The organism is Kosakonia sp. N21, assembly GCF_050587465.1.
GTDB lineage: Bacteria > Pseudomonadota > Gammaproteobacteria > Enterobacterales > Enterobacteriaceae.
Map to the genome: position 1 here is coordinate 87,954 of NZ_JBOBHR010000010.1, position 18,916 is coordinate 106,869.

General features: G+C 57.0%; 8 protein-coding genes. 4 read left to right on the top strand and 4 right to left on the bottom strand.

Annotated elements, in window-relative coordinates; all coding sequences use genetic code 11:
* Positions 1-93 precede the first annotated feature (93 nt).
* The 4 genes from ACQ3G7_RS20850 to ACQ3G7_RS20865 are packed head-to-tail and all read right to left on the bottom strand — an operon-like array spanning position 94 to position 3,484.
* Positions 94-396, bottom strand: a complete 303-nt coding sequence (locus tag ACQ3G7_RS20850) for a PTS lactose/cellobiose transporter subunit IIA (protein WP_170933823.1) — start codon at positions 394-396, stop codon at positions 94-96.
* Between the two features lie 6 nt (positions 397-402).
* A complete protein-coding gene (locus tag ACQ3G7_RS20855; protein WP_430891803.1) occupies positions 403-1,791 on the bottom strand; it encodes a glycoside hydrolase family 1 protein in 1,389 nt (462 codons plus the stop codon).
* A 37-nt stretch (positions 1,792-1,828) separates the two neighbouring features.
* Positions 1,829-3,157 carry a PTS sugar transporter subunit IIC gene (locus ACQ3G7_RS20860; RefSeq protein WP_263098714.1) on the bottom strand — a complete coding sequence of 443 codons (1,329 nt, stop codon included), beginning with the start codon at positions 3,155-3,157 and terminating at the stop codon, positions 1,829-1,831.
* Between the two features lie 12 nt (positions 3,158-3,169).
* Entirely contained in the window at positions 3,170-3,484 is a 315-nt protein-coding gene (locus ACQ3G7_RS20865; RefSeq protein WP_061492432.1) for a PTS sugar transporter subunit IIB, read from the bottom strand.
* A 294-nt stretch (positions 3,485-3,778) separates the two neighbouring features.
* Here ACQ3G7_RS20865 and ACQ3G7_RS20870 point away from each other — a divergent pair, with 294 nt between their 5' ends.
* From ACQ3G7_RS20870 to ACQ3G7_RS20885, 4 genes are all read left to right on the top strand, one after another.
* The gene (locus tag ACQ3G7_RS20870; protein WP_061492433.1) at positions 3,779-4,735 is read left to right on the top strand and encodes a LacI family DNA-binding transcriptional regulator; all 957 of its coding nucleotides are present in this window, start codon (positions 3,779-3,781) and stop codon (positions 4,733-4,735) included.
* A 248-nt stretch (positions 4,736-4,983) separates the two neighbouring features.
* Complete coding sequence (locus tag ACQ3G7_RS20875) at positions 4,984-6,648, top strand: ShlB/FhaC/HecB family hemolysin secretion/activation protein (protein ID WP_430891806.1); 1,665 nt, start codon at positions 4,984-4,986, stop codon at positions 6,646-6,648.
* A 12-nt stretch (positions 6,649-6,660) separates the two neighbouring features.
* A complete protein-coding gene (locus ACQ3G7_RS20880) occupies positions 6,661-18,534 on the top strand; it encodes a hemagglutinin repeat-containing protein (RefSeq protein WP_430891808.1) in 11,874 nt (3,957 codons plus the stop codon).
* Positions 18,534-18,869 carry a hypothetical protein gene (locus ACQ3G7_RS20885; RefSeq protein ID WP_430891810.1) on the top strand — a complete coding sequence of 112 codons (336 nt, stop codon included), beginning with the start codon at positions 18,534-18,536 and terminating at the stop codon, positions 18,867-18,869. The genes ACQ3G7_RS20880 and ACQ3G7_RS20885 overlap by 1 nt, the downstream gene beginning before the upstream one ends.
* Positions 18,870-18,916 lie beyond the last annotated feature (47 nt).

Sequence of the window (18,916 nt, forward strand, 5' to 3'; positions counted from 1 at the left end):
ACAGAAAATATTGCCATCATCAAAACAAAATGCTTTATTTTAGTAACTCGGGTACAGAATAATTAAGATTTACCGTAATCAATTCTCCATTTATTAACGTTGATAGAGCTGGATTATTTCCTCCGATAATTCACGCGCCAGCAGCGAGGTCATTAAATGATCCTGGGCATGCACCATAATTAATGTCATGGGCTGTCGGGCTTCACCGGCATCCTGTTCAATTAATTTTGTTTGCATCTGATGCGCCTGACGGGAATAACCGTCGGCTTCGCGCAGCAGATTGCGCGCCTCTTCCATGTTGCCTTCCCTTGCCGCACGCAGCGCTTCAAAGCACAGGCTGCGCGACTGTCCGGCGTTGACGATAATCTCCATTACCGCTTCTTCAAGTGCGACCATCATAATTTAATCCTGATTAAAACCATTTTGAGAAGCGGTTGCGGCGAACCACTCTCCGCTTTTCTTAATGGTACGTTGCTGGGTTTCTAAATCTAACTGCACAAAACCGTAACGGTTTTTATAGGCATTACACCATGACCAGTTATCAATAAATGTCCACATATGATAACCGAGGCAATTACAGCCTTCGCTAATACCTTTATGTAACCAGGTCAGATGATCACGAATAAAGGTAATACGATAACTGTCGTTAATTTGCCCGTTTTCAATAAAACGCTGTTCATTCTCGACCCCCATACCGTTTTCAGAAATAAAACAGCGTGGGTTGCCATAATTTACGCGCAGGTTGGTAATAATATCGTAAATACCGGGTTCATAAATTTCCCACCCGCGATACGGGTTCATTTTGCGGCCTGGCATTTCGTAATAATCAAACAACCACTCTGGCATAAACGGCGATGCGGGATTGACCGCGCTGTCCCGGCACTTTACCCGCCGCGGCTGGTAATAGTTGATGCCGAGCAGATCGATTTTCCCTTCTGCAATGAGCGAGATATCCTCCGGCTGGCAGGCGGGGAGCTGATCGTACTCTTTCAGCAGCGCCACCAGGTCAGCGGGATACTCGCCACGCAGTACCGGGTCGAGAAAACTGCGGTTGAACAACAAGTCTGCATAGTGCGCCGCTTGCAGATCCGCCGGATGCTGCGAACGGGGATACGACGGCGTCAGGTTCAGTACAATGCCAATTTCACCGGAATAATGCCCGGCGCGAAACGCGCGTACTGTGCTGGCATGGGCCAAAACCGTGTGGTACGCCACCGTGGCGGCACGTTTGAAATCCACCACGTTTGGGTAATGGAAATCGTACAAATACCCGCCTTCTACAGGCACGATGGGTTCGTTAAAGGTAAACCAGTGCTGAACCCGGTCGCCGAACAGCTCAAAACAGATTTGCGCGTAGCGGCTGAATGCCTGCACCACTTCCCGGTTTTCCCAGCCGCCTTTTTCCTGCATCACCATCGGCATATCGAAGTGAAACAGCGTAATAAACGGCGTAATGCCCTGCGCCAGCAGTTCGTCGATCACCGCGTTGTAAAATTCCACCGCCTGCGGATTCACCTCGCCGGTTCCGTCCGGGATCAGGCGCGCCCAGCTGAGAGACGTACGAAAACTGTTGTGATTGAGCTGCTTTAACAGCGCGACATCCTGCCGCCAGTGGCGGTAAAACGTGGACGTCTCCTGCGGCCCAATCTGCTGGTGAAAGCGCCAGGGTTCCCGGGCGTGCCAGGCATCCCAAGTGGTGGCGCTTTTCCCGCCTTGCTGGCTTTCCCCTTCGGTTTGCAGTGCGGAACACGCGCTGCCCCACCAGAAGTTTGCGGGAAATACGTATTTCATTACCGACTCCTTTTCATTACTGCTTATGCATTACGGCTTAGTTACTGCGGACGGTTTCCGTCATCGGCGCAGTGTTTTGCGCTTTTTGTTCCTCTGTTTTCATCAACGAACGCTCGTAAGCGCGCAGGAACGGCAGGTACATCAGCGCAGACATCACCATACAAATCAGGCACATCACCACCGGGCTTAAGGCCCAGTTTGCAGCCCATGACGCACCAATCGGCGCAGGCGTTGTCCACGGCGTTAGCGAAACCACCTGCGCCAGCAAGCCCATTTTGGTGGCGGTCCAGGCCAGTACGGCGTTAACCAGCGGCACGCAGACGAACGGGATAAACAGCATCGGGTTCATGATGATTGGCGCACCAAACAGGATCGGTTCGTTGATGTTGAAGAAGCTCGGCACCACGCCCATTTTGCCGATAGTACGCAGATGTGCGACGCGGCTGCGCAGCAGCAGGAAGGCCAGCGGAAGCGTGGAACCGACGCCGCCAATCAGCAGGTAGTGATCCCAAAACCCTTGTAGATAAACGTGCGGCAATGCAGCACCCGCAGCCAGTGCAGCCTGGTTGGCGGAGAGGTTTGCCATCCAGAACGGGTTCATGATGCCGGTCACAATCAGTGAACCGTGGATCCCGGCGAACCAGAAGATTTGGCACAGCAGCACAGACAGCAGAATCGCGGGCAGAGAGTCGGATGCAGACACCAGCGGCTCCAGCAGGTGCATAATCGCCTGCGGCAGGATCATGCCGGTTTGCGCTTCAATAAACAGGTTCAGCGGGTGCAGCGTCCCAATGATCACCAGTACCGGAATGAGAATTTCAAACGAGCGGGCAACGCCGGTCGGCACCTCTTTCGGCAGGCGAATGGTGATGTTGTGCTGTTTCAGCCAGGCATAGACGCGAGCGGAGTAAATCGCGGTCAGCAGCGCGGTAAAAATCCCCTGTCCGGAAAGGTACTGGGTGGAGATTTTGCCGTCTGCATAGGGTGCTGCCACCAGCAAAAACGCCATAAATGCCAGCAGGCCGGTCATCACCGGGTCGAGATTAAACTGGCGACCGAGGCTGGCGCCGATACCGACGGAGATAAAGAACGTCATTACCCCCATGCTGAGGTTAAACGGCAGCATCAGTTGCGCGCGATACTCGGTGGAGAAATCGAGCCAGGCGCGGGCGAAACCGACGGTGGTGTCGGCGGAGAACGGTGGGAAGATAAACACCAGCATAAACGAGCCGATGATCATAAACGGCAGTGCGGCGGTAAAACCGTCGCGGATAGCGATAACATATTTTTGCTGCCCAAGACGACCGGCCAGCGGCGTAATGGTTTGCTCGATAACCGTAATCATTGATTGATATAAGGAACTCATAAGAACACCTTGTTAATGTGCCGCTTCAATCAGCGACAGAGCATAGTCCAGCACCTTTTCGCCACGTTGCATGCCGTAATCCATCGGGTCGATGGGTTGTACCGGAATGCCCTGAGCGGCGGCCTTTTCTGACAGCGTTTTTAACATGTATTTTACTTGTGGTCCGAGAAGCACAACCTGATAACGCGGAAACTGCGTGTCAAATTCCGCCACGCCGTACGCGTCAATCTCCACCGGTAATTCGCGTTCCTTCGCTGCTTCCAGCATCTTCCTCACCAGCAGGCTGGTGGACATCCCGGCTGAGCAACACAACATAATCCTGTACATCGTCATTCATCCTCGAAATGTAAATAGTTATTGCGGAGGTGATTGGACATCATACGGAAACCGGTTTCCATTTCTTCGGGATAGAAGTGTGATTGCTGTCAATATCTAATGGTTGCAAGGCTGTGTTATTGGATTTTCATCACAGATTTGGATGATGAATTGAGAACAAAAATGACAAAACGGAAAATCGGTTTCCATCAAAAACGGAAACCGTTATACTGCGAACGGTTAGATTTTAGTCGTTGCTGTAATTGGAATTTGCAGGTGCTGTAATGCGCCTGTCTGGGGAGAAAGATGTCTACAATCAACGATGTATCACGTTTAGCTGGGGTGTCCAAAGCCACAGTCTCACGGGTGTTGAGTGGTTCGCGCGGCGTTAAGGAAGCCAGTCGCCTCGCGGTACTGAAAGCGGTTGATGAGCTGAACTACCGGCCCAACGTTATCGCGCAGTCCTTGCTCAGCCAGTCGACAGGCTGCATCGGTGTTATTTGCGCCCAGGACAATATCAACCAAACCACTGCCTACCTCTACGCACTGGAAAAACATTTAAGCCAGAGCCAGAAACATTTGCTGTTACGCTTCGCCAATAGCAAGGCGGAAGTGATGAGCGCCCTCGATGAGCTGACCTGCGGGCTGTGTGACGATGTGTTGGTTATCGGCGCGCGCTTCCCGCTCCATATCGACGATGAAAATGTCATTCTGGTGGATTGTGTGGAATCCGCGACGACCACGCCGAACAGCATCCAGTTCGATCACGCGTTTGCAGCGGAAACCGCCTGTAATTATCTGATTAGCCAGGGACGTCGACAAATTGCACTGATTCACCCCAACAGCGCCGCAGCCGATCAGGTGTTATTGGGTTATAAGCTGGCGCTGGAAAACAATTTCCTGCCGTTTAACCGCAACCTGGTGTTTATGGATGATACCTCTTCATCGGTGGCGCTTCAGGTGCTGCTTAATAACGCAACGACGTTGAATTTCAATGCCTTGCTGGTAGCAGACGAGCAGGAAGCGCAGCGGGTTATTCCCCAGTTGCAGGCGTTTAATAAAACCGTGCCTGGCGACATTATGGTGTTTAGCCTTGCCGGTTCGCTGCATTTACCGGGTATTCCAACGATCCCTGCCATTGAATATTCGATGGATGCGATGGCCGCGAAAATCGTTGCCTGGCTGAATGAGAAAACCCAAAGCGTGCTGGGTTCGTACCGGGTGCGCGGGGATTTAATTATTCCGGATGTCCGTAAACGCTAGCGTCAGGTAATAAATTTGTTAAGGCCTCCATCCGGAGGCTTTTTTATTGCCTTGTGCAACGCCCTAATTATTCACATCGATTATATCCATGAGGATATATCTTGAATTAATCCTAAATTTTTATGAGAAATAGCCATTTTGCCTGGCTACATATTGCTTTGTAATTTGTTCCATAGGAATATACTCAAAACTAATAATTAATAACCACTTAACCCAAATTTATTTATTGGGTCAGGATGTTTTTTCTCATGGATGGTCGCGTGCGTTATCTGGTCTTATTTTTATTATTTGCGGCGACGGCACAGGCCGCGCCTTTATCTCCGGCCGATCGTGACGCCGTGCGTCAGCAGCAGGAGCAGTTGCTGCTGCAGAACCAGCAACTGCGCGACGAACTGGAACGCAGCACCTCGCTGCCGCGCGCAGGCCAGAGCCTGCCTGCCTCTCAGCCCGGCGGCCCCTGCTTTGCCATTCACACCATCACCCTTTCCGGCGTCACCCTTATCAGCGCAAAGGCGCAGCAGAAACTGACTGCCCCCTGGCAGAACCGGTGCCTGAATATGGCGAAAATAACGGAACTCACCGCCGCCATTTCTGACTGGTATATCAGCCGGGGCTATATTACCAGCCGGGCCTTTCTCACGGAGCAGGATTTATCGCAGGGGGAATTACGCATTGTGGTGCTGGAGGGGAAATTACGCCATATCCGCCTCGACGGCGACTCCCCGCGTATGCTGAAGATGGTGTTTCCGGGGCTGGAAGGAAAAGTCCTTAACCTGCGGGATATTGAACAGGGCATGGAGCAGATTAACCGCCTGCGCAGTAATCCCGTGCAGATTGAAATAGTGCCGGACAGCGAACCCGGTTATTCCACGGTGAATTTAACCGCCACGCCGGAATTTCCGTTAAGCGCCAGCGTGTCGCTGGATAACAGCGGGCAGAAAAGCACCGGTGAAAATCAGTTAAACGGCTCGCTTGGCGGAAATAACCTGCTGGGCGTGGCGGATAAATGGTTTGTCAGCGGCGGGCGCAGCAGTGATTTCGCCACCGGCTATGACGCGCAGAGTTTCCAGGCCGGGGTCAGCGTCCCCTGGGGCTACAGCCTGCTGGACTACAGCTACGCCTGGAGTAACTACCGCACCACCCTCATCAATATGGGCTACCCGTGGATGTCAACCGGTGACACGAAAACCCACCGCCTGAACCTTTCCCGCGTGGTGTTCCGCAACGGCGACATCAAAACCGCGCTCAGTGCCGGTATCACGCAGCGCTCATCGCGCAACTGGCTGAACGACGCGCCGCTGACCAGCAGCACCCGCAACCTCTCCAGCCTGCAGCTGGGCGTCAGCCACACGCAGAAAATCCTCGGCGGGGTGGCGACCTTTAACCCGGCCTACAGCCACGGCACGCCGTGGTTCAACGCCGAAACGGACGAAGACAAAACCGGCGATGTGCCGCGCGCGCAGTTTCGCAAATGGAGCCTGAGCGCCAGTTTCCAGCGCCCGCTCACGAATGACCTGCTGTGGCTCACCAGCCTGTACGGGCAGTGGTCGCCGGACCGGCTCTACGGCAGCGAGCGCCTGACGCTCGGTGGCGAAAGCTCGGTACGCGGTTTTAAGGAGCAGTATATCTCCGGCGACAACGGCGGTTACTGGCGCAACGAACTGAATTACGCCCTCTTCACCCTGCCGGTACTCGGGCAAATCAGCGCCACCGTGGCGCTGGACGGCGGCTGGCTGGAAAAAGACCGCCTCGACCGCTATGCCAGCGGCACAGTGTGGGGGGCGTCGGCGGGCCTCGGCAGCGCCGGACGCGGGTTCGCCAGCCAGATTTCTGCCGGCACGCCACTGCACTATCCCGACTGGCTCGGACCGGACCACATCAGCGTTAACTGGCGCGTGGCTGTCACTTTTTAAAGGATGAAAAAGATGCATACCGATAAACCGGTTCGTTTCTCCCAGCGCGCACTGAGCTGGCTGATAATCAGCCTGCTGGTCTGGCAGCCGGTGGCCCCGTCTTTTGCCGCCGCCATCACGCCGGACGGCCCGGCGACCATGGACAAAGCCGCCAACGGCGTGCCGGTGGTGAACATTGCCACGCCGAACGGCGCGGGTATCTCGCACAACCGGTTTAACGAGTACAACGTCGGCCCGGAGGGGCTCATCCTCAATAACGCCACCGGGCAGCTGACGCAGACGCAGCTTGGCGGGCTTATCCAGAACAACCCGAACCTGCGCGCCGGGCAGGAAGCCAGAGGCATCATCAACGAAGTGACCGGCGGCAGCCGTTCACAGCTGCAGGGCTACACTGAGGTGGGCGGTAAGGCGGCGAACGTGATGGTTGCCAACCCGTACGGCATCACCTGTAACGGCTGCGGGTTTATCAACACGCCGAATGCCACCCTGACCACCGGTAAGCCGCAGTTTGACGCGGCGGGTAACCTGGCGGCGCTGGAGGTGACAAAAGGCACGATTACCGTGGAAGGGAAGGGGCTGGATGCCAGCAGCAGCGATGCGCTGTCGCTGATTGCCCGCGCCACCGAAGTGAACGCCGCCATCCATGCGAAGGATTTGACCGTTACCAGCGGGGCGAACCGGGTGGATGCGGGCGGGAAAGCGACGGCGATTGCCGGAGAAGGGGCGGTGCCCGTGGTGGCGGTCGACACCGGTGCGCTGGGCGGGATGTACGCCAACCGTATTCATCTGGTCTCGACGGAAAAAGGGGTGGGGGTCAACCTCGGCAACCTGACGGCGCGCCAGGGCGACATCACGCTGGATGCAAACGGCAGAATGACCGTGAAAAACAGCCTCACCGGCGGTTCACTCACGGCGAAAAGCGACGGTGTGACGCTGTCCGGCAGCCATAAGGCTGGCGGCGCTATCACGGTTAACAGCACGCAGGATGTGGCGCTGAGCGGCGCCACGCTGGCCGCCGACGGTAAACTGACGCTCAGCGGCAGTGACAATACCACGCTGACGGGCAGTTCCCTGACCAGCGGCGGGGAGATGGCGGTTTCCGGGAAGCAGATTGCCACCGATGCCGCCAGTCAGGCGAATGCGGCGGGGAATGTCCATCTGAATGCCAGCGACATTAACCAGCAGGGCTCGCTGATTTCCGGCGCGGACATGACCCTGGCGGCAGACAGCGCCACGCTGAACGGCACGCAGGCGGCAAAAGGCGCGCTCAGCGTCAGTGCGAAAACGCTGCGCCACAGCGGTAAAACGGCGGCATCTGCGGTGACGATGACCACGCCGGATGCGTTCACCAACAGCGGCACGCTGGTGGCGGACAGCCTGAATCTGAGCGGGCAGCAGATCATCAACAGCGGTCTGTTGCAGGGCACCCGTTCGCTGAACCTGCAAACCGGGCGGCTGGATAACCTCGCCAGCGGCACGCTTTACTCTGCCGGTGATTTCACGCTCTCCCTTCCGGAACTGACTAACGACGGCCTGATCACCAGCGACGGTGCGTTACGCCTGAGCGGCAGCACACTGGCCAACGGTGGCGAAATCAACGGGGTGAACCTGTTCAGCGATTACGCCAGCCTGAGCAACAGCGGGCGGCTGCTGGCGGATAACGGGCTGAGCCTGACGGCGGACAATATCACTAACAGCGGTCTGCTGGCCGCGAAAACCGTGGATATCACGGCCGACACGCTGCACAACCCGGGGGATATTCAGGGTGATGAGACGCTGACGCTGGCGGCGCAGACCACCGCTAATAGCGGTAATTTGCGCAGTTCAGGTGCACTGACGCTGAGCGGGCCGACACTGGAGAACGGCGGCCTGATTGCCGCAGACAGGCTGGTGCTGAATGTCGCCGCACTGACCAACAGCGGGACATTGCAGGGCACAGACCTGCTGACCGCCACCGGCACACAGCTCACCAACCAGCAGGGCGGCCTGCTGCTGAGTGCGGGCAGTCTGGTGCTGAAAAATGATCGCCTGATTAACGCCGGGCAGCTACAGGGCGACACGCTTGACCTTGCCACCGGCGAGTGGATCAACACCGGGAATGCGCTCGGCGAAAACGGGCTGAACGCCAGCGTCAGCGGTAATGTGACCAACCAGGGCAGGCTGCTGAGCCAGCAGGCGCTGACGCTGCGGGCGGCCAGCAGCCAGAACAGCGGATCGCTGATGGCAAAAGTGCTCGCCCTGCACGGCGATTTACGCAACAGCGGCCTGTTACAGGGAACGGAAAACCTGACGTGGGACGGCGACAGCCTGACCAGCAGCGGGCAGATGGTCAGCGGCGACAGCCTGGCGCTGCGCGGCACAGCGGTGAGTAACCAGGGCAGTGTGCTGAGCCAGAATCTGGCGGATATCACCGCCACAGAGGTACTGAATGACGGCACGCTGGCGGCGAAAGACCTGCGCATTAGCGCGCCGCGTCTCACCAGCAACGGCATTTTACAGGGCAACGACAGCCTGATCCTGAACTCGCAGACGCTGGTCAACGGCAGCACCGGGCAATTAATCAGCGGCGGCGACCTGAACCTGGATCTGACCACGCTGGACAACCAGGGGCTGCTGTCGGTGAATGACAGCCTCACGCTTCATGCCGCCACGCTGAGCAACAGCGGCCAGATTGCTGCAGGCAGCGTCGCGGTTACCGGCACCACCGTTACCAACAGCGGCGTGATCCAGGGGACAACACTGGCGCAGGCCACCGCGGACACCCTTATCAACGCGGAGACGGGCAAATGGCTCTCCGGCGGCGCGCTGGCTTTCAGCGCGGCGACACTGACGAACAACGGTCTGTGGCAGGGTACGCAGGGCCTGACGCTGAACGCCGACACCCTCACCACCGCCAGCGGTTCGCGCACCCTGAGCGGCGGAGATTTCACGCTGCATGCCGGACAACTGTCCACGCAGGGCACATTGCAGGGCGGGAAGGTCAACATCACGGCGGATGACTGGACGCTCGGCGGTTCACTGCTGAGCCAGGGCGATTTCACCGCCGCCGTGGGCGGTACGCTGACGCTGCCGGGTTCGCTCAGTAGCCAGGGCACGGCGGATATTCAGGCGCAGACGCTGCGCAACAGCGGGCAGCTCCTCAGCGAAGGCGATGTCACGCTGAGCGGACAGACGCTGGAAAATAACGGTGCGGTACAGGGGAAAACCCTGACGGCGCATGAGGCAGGCATTACCAACAACGGCACGCTGACCGGTCTGGACAGCCTGACGCTGGACGCCGCACAACCTGCCGCCAGACTGATGGCGCGGATGGCGATGGCCGCTCCGCAACTGACGCTGATCAACGGCGAGACCGGTTCACTGTTAACGCAGGGTACGCTCGGTATCACCGCCGGGACGGTGGACAATGGCGGGCTCTGGCAGGGCAACGCGATTCTGCTGGCGGCGCAGTCGCTGGATAACCGCGGCGCAATCCGGAGCGCGGGCGACCTGAACCTTCAGCTTACCGGCAACCTGAATTCAGCCAAGGGCAGCAAAATCACCGCCCTGGGCACGGCGGCCCTGCAGGCATTGTCGCTGAGTAATCAGGGGCAGTGGGCGGCGAAAAACCTGACCCTGCACGCAGACACGCTGACCAACAGCGGAGCCGTCAGCGGCAGCGACGGGCTGACGGTCACCCTGACGGGAAATGCGACCCAACTGGCGGGCGGCTCGCTGGCCAGTAACGGTGTGCTGAACCTGAATGCAGACACGCTCGGCAATGCAGGCAACATCCAGGGGAACGGTCTGGTGGTCGCGGCGAATTCGCTGACCAACAGCGCAGGCGGTGAACTGGTGAGTACGCAGGGGCTGACCCTGACCGCGCCGTCGCTGTTTAACTACGGGCTGATTCAGGGCGCGGGGGACACCCGCGTCGACAGCACCACCCTGGCGCGCAACGAGGGCAGGCTGCTCTCCGGCGGGCAACTGACGCTGACCACCCCGCAGTACACCGGCGCAGGCTGGCTGCAGGCCACCACGCTTATCCTGAATGCCGCAAACAACGGCGGCACCGGCACGCTGCTGGCCGATCAGATGACGCTCACCGGCGACAGCTTCACGAACCAGGGCACCACCCAGGCGAATACCCTGGCGCTCAATTACCGGCAACTGACTAATAACGGCACACTGCTCGGTAACAACCAGCTGACGGTGAACGCCACGCAGGTGGAGCAGTCCGCCGGCGGTAAGCTGTTCAGCGGCGGCGACCTGTTTGTGGGGGCAAGCGGGCTGAATGCACTGGGTCAGGTGGTGGCGCTGGGCAACCTGACGCTGCAACTGACAAACGCTTTCACCGCAAAAACCACGCTGGCGGCAGGCAAAACCCTGAGCGTCACCAGCAACGGGGCGATTGATAACCAGAGTGTGATGCAGGGCCAGGCGGTGAATCTGAGCGCGGGCGGACAACTGACCAGTAACGGGCAAATCACCACCTGCAGCGGCGCGAGCACATTAAGCGGCAGCGACATCGTGCTGAACGGCAACAGCGCCCTTCAGGGTGGCGGCGATATCACGCTGGCCAGCCGGGGGAATATCACCGCAAACGGTTTTGCCGGCACGACGGGCAGCCTGACGCTGAGCGCGCCGGGCGCGATTATCAACACCGCGCTGCTGTATGCGGCAAACAACCTGGCGCTGTATGCCAACAGCATCACCAACCAGCGCGGCGATATGCTGGCGGGCAATAACCTGTGGCTGCAACGGGACGCGGCCGGTAATGCCAACGGCGAGGTGATCAACACCTCCGGCACCATAGAAACCCGCAATGGCGATATCACCATTAAGACCGGGCATCTGTTGAACCAGAGGGATGGGTTTACTGTTTCATCAAATCAACAAACCTATGTTTCCGCCACAGAACCCACCCTGAAAGTGCTGGTCTCTTCGTTCGATAAAAGCCAGATTGGTTACAACACTTCTGAATCATGTTCAGGTGGCGGTGGAGGAGAGAGTGGGGGGAAAAGTGAGCATTGTACGACTCATTACAGCATCGCACCTTTCTTTAAGACCGATGTAAAAACTATCACCCTCAGTGAGGCGCTCGTTACCGCTTCTGCAACGGGTGGAACGGGGAGGATCTCAGCAAATGGCAATATGACCATTTCTGCAGGGACGCTGGACAATATCACCAGTTCGATTCTTGCCGGGAAAAACATCGCTCTGTCTGGCAACCAGTTAAATAATAATTCTGTACAAACGGGAAAAACGAAGGTCACCCAAAACTATAAATATAATTGTGCGCCGAACTGCGAGACGAACCTCGATCCGATCCCAAGCTATACGAGCTTATCGAGTTTCTTAAAATCGCATAAGGCTTCTAAGGGCGCTATTACCTACAAGCTTGACAGTGTACCCACGACGATTGTCGAAAATGGCGAGCTCTACCGCGCAGTTATCCAGGCCGGTGGTAATGTCAGTGCCAGTTTTAGCAGTAATATCAGCAACACGACTACCACATCGAATACCAGAGGCATCAGCAACACTCTTACTGCCCCGTCACTGAATACTCTGAGCAATCAAAGTATTGGCGGTAGCGTGGCAAAACAGGCGCTGGCAAACGGCCCGGCGGCGGTGAATTCCCCGCAGTGGCAGGATCAACTGCACAACGCCCTGCAACAGATTAACGGCGGCGGTGCGCTGAGCGGCATTGGCGCACAACAAAAAGGCAATGCCAACCTCGGCAGTCTCGCCAGTGCAGGCGTGACTAATGCGGTGCTGAAAAACACCGTACCCGGCCAGCACCAGGGCAAATCCGTTGATACCAGCGCCTATCCGCTGCCGTCCGGCAACAGCGGTTATTTTGTGGTGTCGGATAACCCGAAAAGCCCGTATCTCATCACCGTTAACCCGAAACTCGACGGTCTCGGGCAGCTTGACCCGAACCTGTTTGGCGATCTCAACAAACTGCTGGGTATCAGCCCGTCTGCCGCCCCGCGTGAAACTAACCGCGCTTATACCGACGAGAAGCAGTTCCTTGGCTCCTCGTACATGCTGAGTCGCATCAAACTGAACCCGGACTACGACTACCGCTTCCTCGGCGATGCGGCATTCGATACCCGTTATGTCAGCAATGTGGTGCTGAACCAGACCGGTAGCCGCTATCTCAACGGCATCGGCTCCGATCTCGACCAGATGCGTTACCTGATGGATAACGCCGCGAATACCCAGCAGTCACTGGGGCTGCAGTTTGGCGTGGCACTCTCCGCCGATCAAATCGCATCACTGGATCACAGCATTTTGTGGTGGGAATCCGCCACGATTAATGGCGAAACGGTGATGATCCCCAAAGTTTACCTGTCGCCAAAAGACGTGACGGTAAACAACGGCAGCGTGATAGCCGGGAACAATGTCAGCCTGGAAGGCGGCGGTGTCACCAACAGCGGCAGTACACTGCTGGCGAAAAACGACCTCAGCATTGAAAGCGCCGGGGCGATCACCAACACCCACGACTCGCTGATCAAAGCGGGCGGCAATGTCGATCTCAGTGCGATTGGCGATATCAACAACGTCAGCTCCGCCATCAGCGGTAAAACGGTGGCGCTGGAGAGCCTCGACGGCAGTATCAATAACCTCACGCTTGCTAATCAGTACTCGCTGGATGCGAAGAGCAAACGCGGTTCGGTCAGCCTCAAAGACACCACGCTGGGCAGCATTGCCAGCATTACCGCGCAGGATGGTCTGTCGCTGACGGCGGGCAAAGATATCACCCTGACCGGCTCCACGCTGTCGGCAGGGGGCAATCTGCTGATGGATGCCACGGGCAATATCGCCGTTAACGCCATTCAGAAAAATGAGGCGTATGGCCAGTCCGGCTTCATGCGTAAAACAGCGACCAGCAATGCTGAAGTCTCTTACCAGGGCAGCGCCATCAAGGCAGGCGGTAACCTGGCGATGCAGGCAGGCAACGATCTGACGCTCAGCGCCAGTGATGTCAGCGCCGGGAAAAACGCGCAGCTCGCAGCCGGGAATGACCTGAACCTGAATGCAGAGCAGACCAGCCAGAACAGCCGGGTGGGCAAAGGGGAAAGCCACCGCACCGGGGTGGATAACACCACCGTCAGCGCGGGGAATAACCTGACGCTGACCGCAGGCCAGGACATCAATTCGCAGGCCGCCGGGCTGGCGGCAGAGCAGCAGGTCGGCTTGCAGGCTGGCCGCGACGTCAATCTGCTGGCGGAAGCGAGCACCCAGGGCGACAGCTACAAAGCCAGTAAGAAAACGGTCATTAACGAGAAGGTTCGCCAGCAGGGCAGCGAAATCAGCAGCGGCACCAACACGGTCATCGTGGCCGGTCGCGACATGAACGCAGACGCAGCGCAGGTTCTGGCAAAAGGTGACGTCGGCGTTTCTGCCGGGCGTGATATTAACCTGAACACCGCCACCGAAAGCGACTATTCGTACTTTGAAGAAACCAAAACCAAAAAAGGTTTCCTGAGCAAGAAAACCACCCACACCATCAAAGAAAACAGCCAGACCAACGAGAAAGGCACGCTGCTGAGCGGCGATAACGTCTCGCTGAACGCCGGGAATAACCTGCTGGTGAAAGGCTCCGCTGTGGCTGCCGAAGGGGATATCGCCCTGAAAGCGGGCAACGATGTCACTGTTGAAGCGGCGACGGAAGAGTCTTCTCACTACAGCATGAAGAAGACGAAAAAAAGCGGTGTGTTTGGCGGCGGTCTGGGCATCACCATTGGTTCACAGTCTTCTCAGGTGTCGCGTAAGGGCAGCGAAGTCGCGCAAAGCGATGCACGCAGCGTGATCGGCACCACCGGCGGCAACGTGATTATCAACGCCGGTAACCAGGCGACGCTGAGCGCAGCCGATGTGGTCGCCGCGCGTAAACAGGGCGATACCGAGCGTAAAACCGGCCATATCGACATTACCGCCAGCGACATTGCGATTATCCCTGGTAAGGATGTGGTGCAGGAGACGGTGAAACAGTCCAGCAAGAGCAGCGGCGTGGGCATCTCCCTCTCTGACCCGATTATCGATGCGGTGCGCAATGTGCGCGACATCGTCAAGATGGGCGGCAGTGGCATCACACAGGGGAAAACCCTGGCAGGTGAAGCCGCAGCGACCTTTGCCGATCTCGGTGGCGGCGCATCGTTGCCGATCAGCTACGGGCGTTCGTCGTCAAAAAGCGAATCCCATTATTACGGTGAGTTCGCCACCGGCAGCAACCTGACAGCGGCAGGTAATATCCAGTTGGATGCCACAGGGGCGAAAAGCCCGGGCGACGTGCTGATTGGTGGCAGCCGCCTCGGCGCGGGCGAAGCGGTGATTATCGATGCGAAAAACAATGTCGATATCGCCACCTCAACCGACAAAGAGCGCCTGAGCACCAGCGCCAGCAGCAGTAGCTGGAGCATCACAACGCAAGCGCCCACCATCGGTTCCGCTATCCGTACCGTGGAAGGCGGGCCGAACCACGGCGCTAAAATTCTGCCGTTCGGTATGGAGAAATCCAGCAGCAAGGGGGACAAGCAGACCACCACGCAGACCGGCAGCGAGATTTCCGGAAAGGACATCTACATCACCAGCCAGAACGGGCATGTGAATGTTTCTGGTAGCTCGCTGGCGTCAATTAACGACCTGTTGTTATCGGCGAAAAACGGCGATATCAACGTCACCACCGGCAATAACACCGTCAATGACAAGCAGAGCGGCAGCCAGAGCATGGTCGGCGCCCTCGGCGGCGACGGTTACAGCGGCAAAGTCGGCTACAGCAGTTCAAAACATGCCTCGCAGCTCGACAGCAACCAGCAGAGCACGCTGCGTAGCCAGATTGCCAGCAAAGACGGTGATGTGGCGCTACAGGCGAAAAAAGATGTGTCGGTAAACGGTGCGGATATCAGCGCCGGTAAGTCGCTGGCGATCAGTGGCGAGAACGTGCGGCTGGATGTCAGCGAAGACCGTCTGCATACCCAGAGCGAGTCCTCTTCGACGCAATACGCTGCGACAGCGTCGGCGTCTGGTTGGGCCGTCACCGCCGCACAGGCGCTGGAGAGCGCAGCCCGCTCTGCGGAAGAGGGGCGCGACCCGCGTCTGACGGCTATCTATGCCGCGCAGGCCGGGCTGACCACCGCCGTTAACGTGGCGAAAGAAGCCTATGACTCGTCAATGGTGCGGGTGAGCGTGGGCGTTTCCGCCGGAACCTCGAAAGAGAAGCAAGATTACCGCAGCCAGCAACAGCAGGGCAGTCATCTTGCCGCCGGGGAGTCGGTGATCGTCAAAGCCGATCAGGATATCACTGCCCAGGGCATCACTATCACCGGTAAAAACGTGGTGCTGGACGCCGGACGCGACATCACGCTGACGGCAGCACAGGACACGGATAAACAGAAGAGCAGCAGCAGTGGCAGCCAGTATTCCCTGGGCGTGAGCTTCTCGGCGATTGGCCAGCAAAACGGCTTTACGGTGGATATCGGCGCCAGCCGTTCGCAGAGCAAAGAGAACGGCAGCAGCCTGGTTAATCACAACAGCCAGATCCACGCAGATGAGACGCTGAACGTGAATAGCGGGCGCGATACCACGTTGCAGGGCGCGGAGCTTCATGGCGATCGGGTGATTGCCGATGTGGGCCGCAACCTGACCATCAGCAGCCAGCAGGACAAAGCCGAATACGACAGCAAATCCAGCTCCACGGGTGTGAACGTCAGCATCTGCGTACCGCCCATCTGCGGCGGCACCTCGGTGCAGGGCAGTGTGAGCGTCAGCAGCGGCAAGATGAATAACGACTACCAGTCGGTTATCGATCAAAGCGGGATTTTCGCGGGTAAAGGCGGCTTTGATATCAACGTTGGCAGCCACACGCAACTGGACGGCGCAGTGATTGCCTCGAATGCCGATGCGGCGAAAAACCGTCTCAGCACCGATACGCTGGGCTGGAGCGATATTCATAACAAGGCTGAGTCCAGCGGCAGCCAGTTCGGCATGAACGTCTCCGGCGGCGTGGAGAAAGTCGAAAAAACCGGGGAGTTCAAACCCACTACCGGTGAGACCGCGAAAGAGGGCCAGAAAGGCGAGTACAAAGCGATGCCTGGCGGGCTGCCGTCGATGACGATGGCGAGCGTGTCGGAAAGCGCCAGCAACACCACGCACAGCGCGATTGCCGCAGGTGACATCATCATTCGCGACAAGGCGAACCAGCAGCAGGATGTGGCAGACCTGAGCCGCGATACGGCGAATGCGCACAACGCGCTGGAAAACAACTTCGACAGGCAGGCCATCAAAGACAAGCTGGAGATTCAGCAGCAGGCGTCGTCGCTGGGTACGCAGGCAATGACGGCGTATATGGACAGCAAGCTGGACGCTGCGAAGAAGAAAGTGCGTGACGAGATGGCGGCGCGCGGCGAGCTGAAAGGGCTGAGCGATGAGGAGATCAACGACAAAGTCACCGCATCGGCTGAATTTAAAGAGGTGGATAAGGAGTACGGCATCGGCAGCCCGTTCTGGACCGCCAGTTCGGCGATGACCGGGTTACTGGCGGGTGTGCTTGGCGGCAATGTGCAGAGCGGTATGGCGGCGGGCGCAGCACCGGTGCTGGCGAAACTGGTAAAAGAAGCCACACACGAAAGTGACGCGGCACGTATAGCGCTGCATACGGTGATTTCCGCCGCGCTTGCCAAAGCACAGGGCGGTAATGCCACCGCAGGTGCCATCGGCGGGTTTATCGCCTCCGCCGGGGCAGAACAATTTGCTCAGGCGCTGTATGGCAAAAAAGCCGATCAGTTAAACCCGGATGAGAAGATGGTGATCCTCAACCTGGTGTCGGCAGTAGGGGCAGTCGGCGGCGGCGTGGCAACCGGCAACACCAACGGCATGGTCAGCGCAGGGAATGCGGCGCGGGTTGAGGTTGAGAATAACTCGCTGTTCTTGTACGTCAATCCCGACGCCTATCAGGAAGAGTTTAAGAAAACAGGCGATCCACTTTACCGGCTGACTGAAAAATATGAGCAGGAAGTCAGGGAACATGCTGAAGCAGGCGATCCGGTAGCAATACAGGAATTACACAAGCTCGAAGAGTCCAAGGAAAACGCCAGAATAGCTGTTGCAGCTTATGGTGCTGTAGCTGCCGGTGTGGTCGCGCCGGAAGTGATTGCTGCTGCGAGAGCCGCAGCCAGCGGTTGTGCAGAAAACCTGGTACTTTGCGCCAACGAGGTCAGCATCTGGCTGGCAGAGATGGCTGCCGGAGATGCGTTACCGGCAGGTCTGACACTGGCAACAGCCAGCAAGATAACCGTAACTGAACTGTCGGAACTGAAAGCGCTGATGGTGGTTGAGAAGCAGGCCGGGACTAAAGTGACTCCGGAAACAGTCCGCCAGCTAGTAAAAACGGGTGACAATGCTGCGCCAGAGCTTAGGATCGTCGATATCAACTCTGGCGGAAAAGGTAACTGGAGCAAAGAGCTTAATAAACCGCAGCCGAATACTATTTATAAAGTGGATGGCGATAAAGTTTACAAGACGGATAATCTTGCAAGACCGAACCAGGTAGAAGCTACCCTTAGCCCTAATGTAAAAGACAGAAATACCTATCAGCAATGTAAAGCGGGTAAATGTGGTATTGACGGTGATGAAGGTGGTCACTTAATCGCCTCCATCTTTAACGGTCCGGGCGAAAAACTGAATCTTTTGCCGATGGATGGTAACCTGAATAAAGGCGCATGGAAGCAGATGGAAAATACCTGGGCGAAAGCGCTGAGTGAAGGCAAGGAAGTGAAGGTCAATATCCAGCCATCTTATGTAGGTGATAGTGTCAGGCCAGATAAATTCTACGTAGAATATACGATAGATGGAGGAAGACCTATTGCAGAAACATTCAAGAATGCACCAGGAGGTAAATAATGCGAACTGACCAGGAAATCTACAACGATATTGGTTCAATATTACTGGCAGTAGTTCCTGATACCGGATCGAAGGTAATCATGCGAGCGGAGTTATCACCTGAGAATGATCATTGTAAATGTGAATTTGATTATGTAGATAAACTTACAGGAAAGATGAATTGGTTCTCTGCCGGAGCAAGGGCTAATAGTGATCTACTAGATCTTCTGGTCGAGTTAAGAAATTACTTTTTAGCCAACTTCAACTCCCAGGAAAAACCATTCTGGCACGGCTGTGAAGTAACGGTAGATGTTGAATCGCTCAAGATAAATATCGACTTTAAATATGATGCTTAAGTAAAAAAACCAGCCGAAATAACTGGTTTTTTATTTTACAACCAGTT